General features: G+C 36.8%; 6 protein-coding genes. 3 read left to right on the forward strand and 3 right to left on the reverse strand.

The genetic code is table 11. The annotated features are described in order from the left end of the window. Positions 1 to 138: 138 nt before the first annotated feature. From SGJ10_09715 to SGJ10_09725, 3 genes are all read right to left on the reverse strand, one after another. Entirely contained in the window at positions 139 to 825 is a 687-nt protein-coding gene (locus SGJ10_09715; protein ID MDZ4758397.1) for a hypothetical protein, read from the reverse strand. Positions 826 to 982: 157 nt separating this feature from the next. Continuing rightward, entirely contained in the window at positions 983 to 2,911 is a 1,929-nt protein-coding gene (locus tag SGJ10_09720; protein MDZ4758398.1) for a sensor histidine kinase, read from the reverse strand. Positions 2,912 to 3,009: 98 nt separating this feature from the next. Continuing rightward, entirely contained in the window at positions 3,010 to 7,596 is a 4,587-nt protein-coding gene (locus SGJ10_09725; protein MDZ4758399.1) for a GEVED domain-containing protein, read from the reverse strand. Positions 7,597 to 7,722: 126 nt separating this feature from the next. On the opposite strand from SGJ10_09725, the gene SGJ10_09730 reads away from it, so the two are divergent. Genes SGJ10_09730 through SGJ10_09740 form a run of 3 tightly spaced genes read left to right on the forward strand, consistent with a single transcriptional unit; the run spans position 7,723 to position 10,971 of the window. Continuing rightward, positions 7,723 to 9,195, forward strand: a complete 1,473-nt coding sequence (locus SGJ10_09730; GenBank protein ID MDZ4758400.1) for a family 10 glycosylhydrolase — start codon at positions 7,723 to 7,725, stop codon at positions 9,193 to 9,195. Positions 9,196 to 9,253: 58 nt separating this feature from the next. Next, positions 9,254 to 10,495, forward strand: coding sequence for a pitrilysin family protein (locus SGJ10_09735; GenBank protein MDZ4758401.1), 1,242 nt, complete (start codon positions 9,254 to 9,256; stop codon positions 10,493 to 10,495). Positions 10,496 to 10,515: 20 nt separating this feature from the next. Continuing rightward, positions 10,516 to 10,971, forward strand: a complete 456-nt coding sequence (locus SGJ10_09740) for an FKBP-type peptidyl-prolyl cis-trans isomerase (GenBank protein MDZ4758402.1) — start codon at positions 10,516 to 10,518, stop codon at positions 10,969 to 10,971. The last annotated feature ends 132 nt before the right edge of the window (positions 10,972 to 11,103 follow it).

Raw genomic sequence — 11,103 nt, forward strand, 5'->3', positions numbered from 1 at the left:
CGGTAAAGAGATTAGCTATAATATGGAAGCATATAGCAAAAACTATGAACATATATTAATACTTCAAAAAGTGGCACGCTCTTTCAAGCAGAAGCAGAAGCTTTGTAATTAATTTCTTTTTCTATTCCAAAAAACTTTTCAAATGTGTGCTATCATTTTTTCTGATGATACCAGAATAGTTTTATTCTCCATCCGTTTTTTTGCACCAAGATAAAAACAATATATACAACCTAACAAAAACAAATGGCTCAAGTCATCCTTGTTTAACCAACGGTGAGGATTTATATTTAAGAAGAAAATAAATACAGAGGGCAATGATACCATCACTCCGCATATAAAGTATTTCATTTCTGTAATTCCCTTTTTATAAAACCTCCAGGCTAACACCCCACAAAACATTATATAGGTTATTATTGCATCGATAGCTACAAAAGCAAATTTTAGGCTTACTAAGGCAGCCAATAAAAAAACTATGCTTTTGATTACTAAAAAGGATGCATATTTTTTTTTAGTTGCTTTATAGGTAATATGCGTAATTATTGCATTACCGGCATAATATCCTGAAATTGTGGTCGCTATCCAATTGGGGAATTTACCATAAACATCTAGATACTGAAAGAATAGATGTCCAATCCCTCCAAAGAAAGCAGAAATAGAAAACCATAAGAAAAAACTTCTCCAATTAAGTACATCGCCTTTTTCAATATTTTTCAATTGAGAATACGCATAGATACTAAATGCACACATCATCCAATTTGTTAGCAAAGCCACGGGTTCTTGCAAATGCAAATTCAGAAAATCAAATGTGATTTTTTCATCCAACATATTTGAGTGATATAAGTAATTGTTTTTAAAATAGGGTAATATAACAGGGGTTCTGTTTTAACACTGTGCGAATATATTATAAATTGTTCAATATACAGGTGAATAGTTTACCAACTACAAAGTAGGCCCTAAAAGATTATGATTCCGACTAACAAATCTATATAACAGGAACTTGAACTGTTACGGTAGTTCCACGACCAATAATAGTATCAAATTCTAATGAACCGTTGAGGTAATCTACACGGCTTTGTATATTACGCAAACCAATTCCTGATTTTTCGTTGGCAAGTACTTTTTGCAAATCAAAGCCTTTGCCGTTGTCTTCTACCATCATCACCACTTCGGTATCGTGTTTTATAAATTGTATACTGATATAATTAGCCCCCGAGTGACGAACCACGTTACTTATAATTTCTTGTAATACTCGGTACAATACTGTTTCGGTATTTGAATCTAAGCGTTTGTCTAAGCCTACAAGCTCTAAATCTACTTTTAGTTTATCGCTTACCAGTCGGTCCACAAACTCTCGAACTGCTGCCGAAAGCCCTTTACGAATTAGTGCATTGGGTATCATACTATGCGAAACCGCCCTCACTTCTTTGGCTGATTCATCGAGCAAAGACAAAGCATTATCATAGTTTGTTTTTTGCGATATATCTTCACTATCAAATATAGCACTTAGGCCACTTACTTGCATACGGGCGGCAGCTAACAATTGACCTACACCGTCATGCAAGTCTTTGGCAATCCGCACGCGTTCTCGTTCTTCGGCTTCTATTATAGCTTTTGACTGAAGTTCTTTTTGATGTATTTTTTCAGTTTGCTGTTTTGCTTTTATTCGATAATTATATAATAGCCATCCCAAAACAACCAAAATGATGGCACTGCATAAGGATATGATAAGGGTATTGCGTTTACTCAATTGTAAATCTTGTTCGGCCAATAGTTTTTCCTTTTTCTCGGTTTGAAATTTTGTCTCAAATTCCATCGTTTTCTCAGCTTGTTCAGTGGTATATAAAGAGTCGGCCAATGCTTCGTGTTTGTTCCAATAATATTCAGATGAATCGTCCATTCTCTTGTAAGTATATATAATCCCTAAGTCTTTATATATACTTATCAAATCACGTCTATATCCAAACATTTCACAGATTTCCTTGGCTTGAAGCGAGAAAGGCAAGGCTTCATCTGGTTTTGCAATTCTTATAAATAAAGTACCCAAATTGGAAGCAGCTCCACTCAATATAGAGCTGTCTCCCAACTCAGCAGATGTTTGATACGCTTTTAAATAATAAGCCAATGCTTCTTTATTTTTGAATTGGGCTTTTAATAAACGACCGATACTAAGCATCGCTATATTATAATTGGTATAGTTCTGTTCGTCTTCAAATATTTTAGCACTTTGTTTAAATAATATAATGGCAGTATCAAAGTTCTTCTCAGTTTCTTTTAACTTGCCAATACCTTCTATGCATGTGCCTTCAGCTAGTTTAAAGCCATTTTTTCTGGCAAGCATAAGTGCACCGTAAAAATATTTATAAGATAATTTTTTGTTTGCAATATTTCTATATAATTCACCAATATTTCCCATAATCAGTGTTACATTCTGTATATTTTTCTGCTGTTCAAATATACGCAAAGCCCGCAATTGCATTTCAAGTGCTTGAGCATACTTTGTTTGGTTTATATATACATTGGCAATTTTGCTAATGGAGGAGGCGATCAAGTTTGAGTCGCCCAGCTTTTCACGTATTGCTAACGCTTTTAAGTTATAGTCCAATGATAAAATCATATTGCCAGAGCCCCAATAAGCGATCGCTAAATCATTGTAACCACTTGAAATTGATTTCGGGTCGTTGAGTTTTAAAGCCAAATCCAGTTCTTGTTGTGCATGTGTTTTACATTTATCCTGTTCGCTCACTTTCATATATTCGTAGGAAAGGTCACTAAGCACAATAACTTTATTTAAGCCTGCCGTTTTGGGCAATAGTTTTACCAAGCTATCTATTATAGGGTTGGTGGTTTGTGCAGGGATAGCAAAACAATAAATAAAAAAATATACAACAATAAAGCACCCACTTTTAATCATTATTTTCAATTGATTATATAATAATATGGTCGACCAAAGTAATATGCTTAAATATGTCTAAAAAAAAACCACAGAGACATAGGCGATTTTTTTAAATACTATTGACCCAAATCGACCACTTTAATATTATATATCTCATTATCGATCGAGATGCGAATATTATATACGCCTATGGTAATTGAATTGGCTGTGTTCACAGATAGCCTATGTTCACCAGCAGCCATCATTCCATTCTTCAAGGTGTTTAGCAACCGACCTGCCATATCATAAAGCTCAATTTTTACAATTTTAGTTTCATCCATGTCAATAAGCAAAGCAGCTTCACCTCTATATGGATTGGGCATCATTGTGGCTTTAAATTGACCGCTCATTATATTGCTAATTGCTGTAATAATAATTGCTGTTTTAGTGGCAGTAGCCGTACATCCTTTTTTATCGGTAACAGTTAACTTTACCGCATATGTTCCATCGGCAGCATATATATGTGAAGTGTTTTTAATATTGCTTTGTCCTCCATCGCCAAAGTCCCAAGCGTAACTACTATTTGTGCTATCGGCAGGTGTGCAGTTAATATTTTTAGTAGAACTACTCATGCTGAAGTTGGCATTGGGAGTTGGTAGTATATTAATGTTTATACTATCTGCAGCAAAGCATCCCCCATTTCTAATAATTGTAACCCCATAAGTGCCAGCAGTGTCTACCCAAATAGTTTGCGTAGTGTCACCGGTACTCCATAAATAAGATAAAGCTGTTCCTGCATCTAATAGTGTTGAATCATTAGGGCAAATATCTTTATCAGCACCTAAGATCAATGGTGTATTGCTCGTAACATCTATATAGCGTAATACAGTGGTATCGCAACCCGTTACCAAATCTGTAATAGTGGTTGAAAGTATATAGGTTAATCCTGCTTCGGCAGCAGTGGGTATAAATTCCAGATTGCCATTTTTAGCTCCGGGTAAATTTACAACTACAGTTCCATTTGAAGGTTTGCTTGCACCCGATGTGGTAAAAATGGGCACGCCTGCATACACCCATTTGCTTCCATATTCTGCATTGGAATAACTCGTTGGTGCTGTCATTTCATATATAATTTTGTTTCCCACACATACGCCATCGGTGTTGGTGTTTGTGCCATTATTAAAGCTACCATTAAAAGTACTACCTTTTATAATAGATACACCCGATGGCCTTGAATTGATGGTAACCTTGATAGTATCAAAACCGATACACCCTCCTGGAGAAATAACGGAACATATATATATTCCCGATTTGGGTGGAACAATAGAGGCAATTGTATCACCATTAGACCAGCTAAATTTATAACTTGAAGGCCATTGGCCAGCCGATATTGTGAGACTACTTCCGCTACAAACTGTCGTATCATTTCCCAACGAAACGATAGGTAAACTATATATATCAACATGTATAGTATCATAATTGTATATGCCCGTATTTACATCAGTTGCTTTTACCCAATAGTCGTTGGTTACAGTTATGGTATTGGTATCAGTATTGTGTCCGTTGCTCCACTTTAAAGCCCATCCCAAAGCATTTGGGTTGGCATCGAGCAATAACATATTGCAAGCGGCAGTATCATTTCCAAGATTAATATTTGGCTTGTCGCCAATAGCAAAATTATCAATGTCCATTAAAAAGTTAATGCTACCGTATTTGCCTTCCAAAACTACCGTAACATTATTGCCGACATACTGTCCCAAATCGTATTGGAAAGTTTTATACGTGCTATTGCTGCTGTTATTGTTGGTGAATTGATATATATTAAAAAAATTCACACCACAGTCGATAGATATATATATATTTACAGTATCGTCGCTTGAAAGAGTGGTGGAGAATCTATAGTCAAATTTGAGGGCACTTAGTTTGCCTAGTGTTCCAAAAGTAGGGGTTTGTGCAAGAGCGTATGGGGTGGCCGAATTTAAACTTATCCGTAAACTTCTAGATCCAGCAATTCCTGAACCGGCATTGAGTGCTATATTACTTGAAGCAGTGTAGCCTGCTGGGAAACCTCCGTCAAAAGATTCCAATACAGGTAAAGATGAAGAAGATGCGGTATTTCGCACATACAAATTAGTGTCATTGCTGCGGTCACCATCATTAGCAGTATAACAATAAACCTTAAAATTATAGGTACCCACGCTGCCCATATTAAAGGTTTTGGTAACATTAAAATCCCTGCTTGTGCCAGAAAGAATAATACCAGTATTGAACATTTTGGTATAGGTTCCCGAGCCGCTATTGCTTGCTTTTATAGTTATTGTGATGGGGTCAACAGAAAGATCTAAAGTATCAGTTCCTGCGTTTAATATTTGAACAGTTAAATCTTGTTTACTATTTTTACATGGGGTTGCAACTGGAAGCACCAGTTTGTTAACCACTGCATCGATACTTGGCAGTTCATATATATAAAAGTTGTCAATAGCTATACCATCGTCAGCCACGGCATAATCGGCAGCAAAAGCAAACCTAAACTTAACAGTGCCAAAGAACAAATTAGTAGGCAATAGGTGAGAAGCTTTTATCCAGCCACCGCTGCCATCATAGCTGCTGTTTCGGCCACTCCAACAGTGTGGGCCATCAATAAATGTTTGAACTGCGGTTGTATTAATTATAGTATCATTATACCAATTGGTTCCTTCACCATAATTCCCTAGCCTGTTCCAAGTGCCGCCATTGTCGGTAGAAATTTGCAAAGTTAGTCCATCATAATCTCGTTCGCAGTTCCACCATATATCAAAACTAACCGCGGTGTTCAGTGAATCCATCCCACTTAAATTAAAGCAGGGGCTTTCTATATATGACTGCTCATTGAGATTATAACTTGATGTAAGGCTTGTGTTCCAACAATTAGAACCGCCCACACTTGCTGTGTCTATGATAGATTTGGCAGGGGAACCTAATACCCAACTGCTTGCAATACCCCCTGAAGTCCAATTGCCATTGCCGTTTTCGAAATTTTGAAAGTAGGGTGATGAAGCAGATGGCGTGATAATTTGTTGTATAATAATTAGCGGGCCTGTTGCACTATCGTTAATAAGGATGGTATCTTCATTCATTTGCGACCAGGCAGAAAAACTATATATTCCCACACCAGCCATATTGAAGTTGGTAGTTAAGGTAATCGTTTTAAAACCCGCTGGAGCAAGGATGCCATTATTAACCTTTGCAGAGAGATTTGTAATACTTCCGCTCACATCAACGTCTACACCAATATTCAAAGTATCAACTGAAAAATCTAAAGTATCGGTTCCTGTGTTTTGTATTTTTACGGTAATTGTTTGATTGCTGTTGCCACTGCATGACGCTTTGATTGCCGAAGGATTAGTAATACGGATAACGGTAATGTCTTTTTGTGCTTGGTCCAAAATCAGAATAGTATAATCTTCCACTTCGCCATAATTGAAATTGCCACAGGCAGTGGTGGTAGCAGAACTTGCATTTTCTCTTAATATCACACGTAGGCGGGTGTATCCAGTTTTTGCAGTAAAAGGGATATATACATTTCCACTAATATAGCGATTCCCACTATAGGTTTGCCCAGTATCTACTTCTTCGCCTGCATCAAAAGTGCCGCTTTGATCAAAGTCTATAAATACTTTGCCAAAACACCCATAAAAGAATGCATTTCCATTTATTTGTGTGATTTTAGTATTATAGTATTTACCTTTGAAAAAAGTACCCAACGGTGCGGTCGTAAAATCGGAATACGTGCTAATTGCTTTGCTATTGTTAAGGACGGGCAATGTGTCGCTTCCATTTGAATAAGAACCCATCGTAAAATTACCTATATCATCGTCCAAGGTGCTCTTGGCACTTGCAGTACAGTAACATATTTTTGAAAAGATGAGCTGTGATGAAGCAGTATCGGTATTGCTACTGCAAGTAGTATAAAATCTATAATAGGTAGATGAATATTGCGAGGTATATATATAGTGTTTGTTGCTGCTTGTTATATTGGTCCAGGTAACATTGTCTTTTGAAAACTGCCATTGGTATGATTGGTTTAACCCCATTGTTCCATTAATGGCAACAAGGCTAAAAGCGTCACCATTGCAAACGGTATCCTGTGCAAAAACATTTCCTGCGGTGGGTTGGCCTGCACAGGGTGTGAGAGAATCGATGATGATACTATAATCATAAGCCACCCCGGTACCAAATTGGGTGCAGGCATCGCCCGCACCATTAGAATATCCCGACCGTGTGCGTATCCGCATGATGGTAGAACCAGAAATTGCAGTATCGGGAATTGTGATATTGACCGTGCTTGCTGCATTGGCAACGCTGCTAGTTGTTACCTGCCACCATTCTGAAGTGGAAAAGGAGGAATCTTGGTTTAAATCGATCCAGAGAGAAATGGTGCTGCCTGTAGGAGAATTCGCAGTTACACTGAGCGTATAAGAATTATAGCCAAAATTTTTATACACAATTGCTGGAGTATTACCCGTAAAGTCTTTGTAACGAGACGTGCCATTACAGGTGCTAACTGTATGGTTTAAAACAGTGCCTGCAATGGATACATTGGTAATTAAATCGGCACCTGAGCAGTTGCCTGCCATTGCCACCCAAGTAGGAGTACAATATTGGGCATTGACTTTGCCTATGAAAGTCAAAATGCCCAGGATTAGAATTAGTTTGAGGGGGTTACGTTTTTTAGTTTTTTTCATCTTTCTCTTCGGTGACTTTATTGTTAAAGGATTGCAAAAATATACGATGTTGTTAACATTTTGAAACATAAAATACATGATATCGCAAAACAAATGTCATTAACACTATTTTTGCAAACCCGTTATATGCTTTTATCCCATCGTTTTGTATTACTTATAATATATATATATATATGCCAAACTTGTATTGCACAAAGCCATGCACAGCCTATCAATACTGAGCGTGAAATGAGGGCGGCATGGGTTGCCACAGTTGAAAATATTGATTGGCCTTCCTCAAAAAAACTGACCGCTGACCAACAGCAAAACGAGTTTAAAAATATTGTTAGCCGATATGCTGACGCAGGTTTTAATGCTTTGTTTGTGCAAATCCGCCCTTGTGCCGATGCTTTTTATCCATCACCTTATGAGCCTTGGAGTAATTACCTCACAGGTGTTAAAGGCAAAGACCCAGGCTATGACCCACTCAAATTTATGATAGACGAATGTCACCGGCAAGGTTTGGAGTTTCATGCATGGTTCAATCCTTATAGGGCCATTATCAATATCAGTTACGACCGCTCTGATATTTCACATATCACCAAACTCAAACCCGAGTGGTTTATTACTTATGGTAATATAAAATTGTTCAATCCGGGCTTACCCGAAGTATGGGTTTATATAAAAGAAATTGTAATGGATGTGGTGAAAAAATATGATATTGATGGTGTGCATTTGGATGATTATTTTTATCCATACAAAATCCATGGGAAACCATTTCCCGATCAAAAAACATACAACATTTATAATAATGGCATGAGCTTGGATAATTGGCGAAGACAAAATGTTGACACGGTTATACATATTCTGCATGATGCCATAGCCAAAGAAAAACCTTATATAAGATTTGGGGTTAGCCCATTCGGAGTGTGGAGAAATAAGCATATTGATGGTGAGGGTTCGGCCACCCGAGCGGGCTGTACCAATTTCGACGATTTATACGCTGATATATTAAAATGGCTTAAGAATGATTGGATAGATTATGCGGCTCCACAATTATATTGGGAAACCGGCAATAGGTTATGCGATTATTATACCCTTGCACAATGGTGGAACGACCACAGTTATGGAAGACATATATATATAGGGCATGCTTCTTATAGGCTTTTTGAAAAAACACCTTCATGGTGCAGTTCGAATCAAATTTGCACCCAAGTAAAAACATTACGCAACCACGAGAACTTGCAAGGGAGTATATTCTATAATACCAATTCGATGATGAAAAACCCACACCATATTATGGATTCGTTGCGGTTGAATTACTATAGTAGAAGATGTCTAGCACCATTAAAGCAAGGGTTCAGCATTATCCGTATCGAGAAACCTGTAATAAAAAGTTATGATAGAATTACCAAAACAGCGTTATTAGATTTGAACGATTCGACACTTAAAAATCTAAGGTTTGTTGTAGTATATAATCAAAATTTAATATATAAAGTTACGGCAATAACACAATTTATACAAACTGACGCAGCAGAAAAAAACAGCATTACGGATTCTTATAAAATTTCTTATGTCGATAAATTTGGTAGGGAAAGTGAAGGGACGGTTGTGGAGTGATTGGGAATAATATATACAGATTCTTCGCTCGAAGCATCGCTCAGAATGACTGGAAATAATGGATGAAAATATATATATACACGAATATGATAATGGTGTGCGGTTGCTTCACCACCAGATAAAAGGTAGTAGTATAGCTCATTGTGGTTTTTTTATTAATTGCGGTTCACGCGATGAGCAGGAAGGCGAAGTGGGGATTGCCCATTTTATAGAGCACATGCTTTTTAAGGGCACCAAAAAACGTAAATCGCATCATATACTTAACCGTATGGATAATGTAGGAGCCGAACTCAATGCCTATACAAGCAAAGAAAAAACTTGTATATATAGTTCCTTTCCGCAACAATTTTATGAACGTGCAGTTGAACTAATTTGCGATATCACCTATAATTCAACTTTCCCAGATAACGAACTTATAAAAGAACGAAACGTGGTGGCCGATGAGATAACGATGTATCAAGACAATCCCGATGAAAGTTTATATGATGATTTTTTGGAAGTGTACTATAACAATCATTCATTGGGAAATAATATACTGGGTTCTATCGAATCATTGAATAGTTTTAGCAGCAAAAATTTGAAAGAATTTGTGAAACGGAGTTATCACAATACCAATATGGTTTTTGCTTCGGTGGGGAGTCTTCCTTTTGAAAAAGTAAAAAATATATGCTCCAAATATATAAGTGAGTCGCCTTATAAAACAAATACGATTACCCGTATAAAACCCAAGCACAACAAACCTTTTAGCAAAGAAGTTCAAAAAGACCTGCACCAAATGTATTGTATGTTAGGCTTTAAAGCTTACGCCAGTAATCACACCAATAAATATAAGGTTATTTTGCTCAACAATATATTGGGTGGTCCAGCAATGAATAGCAGATTGAATATGGGAATCAGAGAAAAATATGGTTTTTGTTATAATATATATTCCGATATACAATCGTTTGTTGATAGTGGATTGGCCACAGTATCATTTGCTACCGACCACAAAAATTTTGAACGCTGTTTGCAACTAGTACATAAAGAAATTGAACTGTTCAAAAACAAAAAAATGAGCACCTTGCAATTGGCTAATTCCAAACGACAATTTATTGGACAAATGCAAATGGCAGAAGAAAACAAATCTGCCGTGCTTGCTGCCATTGCCAATGCGTTGCTTGACAATGGGCGTGTAGCTACCTTTAAAGAAGTAGCCGCAGAAATAGAAAAAACGACCGCTTCTAAAATGATGGATATGGCCAATGAGATTTGGGATAGTAAGCATTTGTGCAGTTTGAGTTATGTTCCGAAAAATGTTTGATAATAACCTATTTTTGTAATATGAAATCTATATTTATAATAGCAATTGCACTGTTTTTTATACAATGCAATAAAGCAAATAAACAATCTGCTGCCGATGACAAAATCATCAAAGATTATATAACAAAAAACAATATAGCAGCTACTAAAACGGCTGATGGTTTATATTATATTATCACGGCTCCCACCAGCGGTGTGCATGCCAAAGCCGGGGATGTGGCTTCGGTTTATTATACAGGGAAATTAATGAACGAATCCGTGTTTGATAAAAATACAAACAGCAGTTCCCCTTTTAACTTTGTGATAGGTGCAGCACAAGTAATAAGTGGCTGGGATGAAGGAATCGCCTTGTTGAAAAAAGGAGAAAAAGCACGATTATTTATTCCCTCGGCTTTAGGATATGGCAGCAGCGGACAAGGTTCTATTCCTCCTAATGCGGTTTTGCAATTTGATGTGGATTTGGTGGATTTGAATTAATATAATTGTTAATGGTAAATGGGTAATTGTTAATTCTACTTTGACAAGTTAAAAAAAGAGGTTCGATAGGTATGATATTTGCTATATAAAAAGCAACACTATAATATATACACCATGAGCAACCATACTCAA

It is taken from the genome of Bacteroidota bacterium, from assembly GCA_034439655.1.
Taxonomy (GTDB): Bacteria; Bacteroidota; Bacteroidia; order UKL13-3; family UKL13-3; genus CANJUD01.

Excerpts from the sequence above, each read along its gene's own strand:
- SGJ10_09715 (MDZ4758397.1), bottom strand. The coding sequence starts at position 825 with ATGTTGGATGAAAAAATCACATTTGATTTTCTGAATTTGCATTTGCAA.
- SGJ10_09720 (MDZ4758398.1), bottom strand. The coding sequence starts at position 2,911 with ATGATTAAAAGTGGGTGCTTTATTGTTGTATATTTTTTTATTTATTGT.
- SGJ10_09725 (MDZ4758399.1), bottom strand. The coding sequence starts at position 7,596 with ATGAAAAAAACTAAAAAACGTAACCCCCTCAAACTAATTCTAATCCTG.
- SGJ10_09730 (MDZ4758400.1), top strand. The coding sequence starts at position 7,723 with ATGCTTTTATCCCATCGTTTTGTATTACTTATAATATATATATATATA.
- SGJ10_09735 (MDZ4758401.1), top strand. The coding sequence starts at position 9,254 with ATGGATGAAAATATATATATACACGAATATGATAATGGTGTGCGGTTG.
- SGJ10_09740 (MDZ4758402.1), top strand. The coding sequence starts at position 10,516 with ATGAAATCTATATTTATAATAGCAATTGCACTGTTTTTTATACAATGC.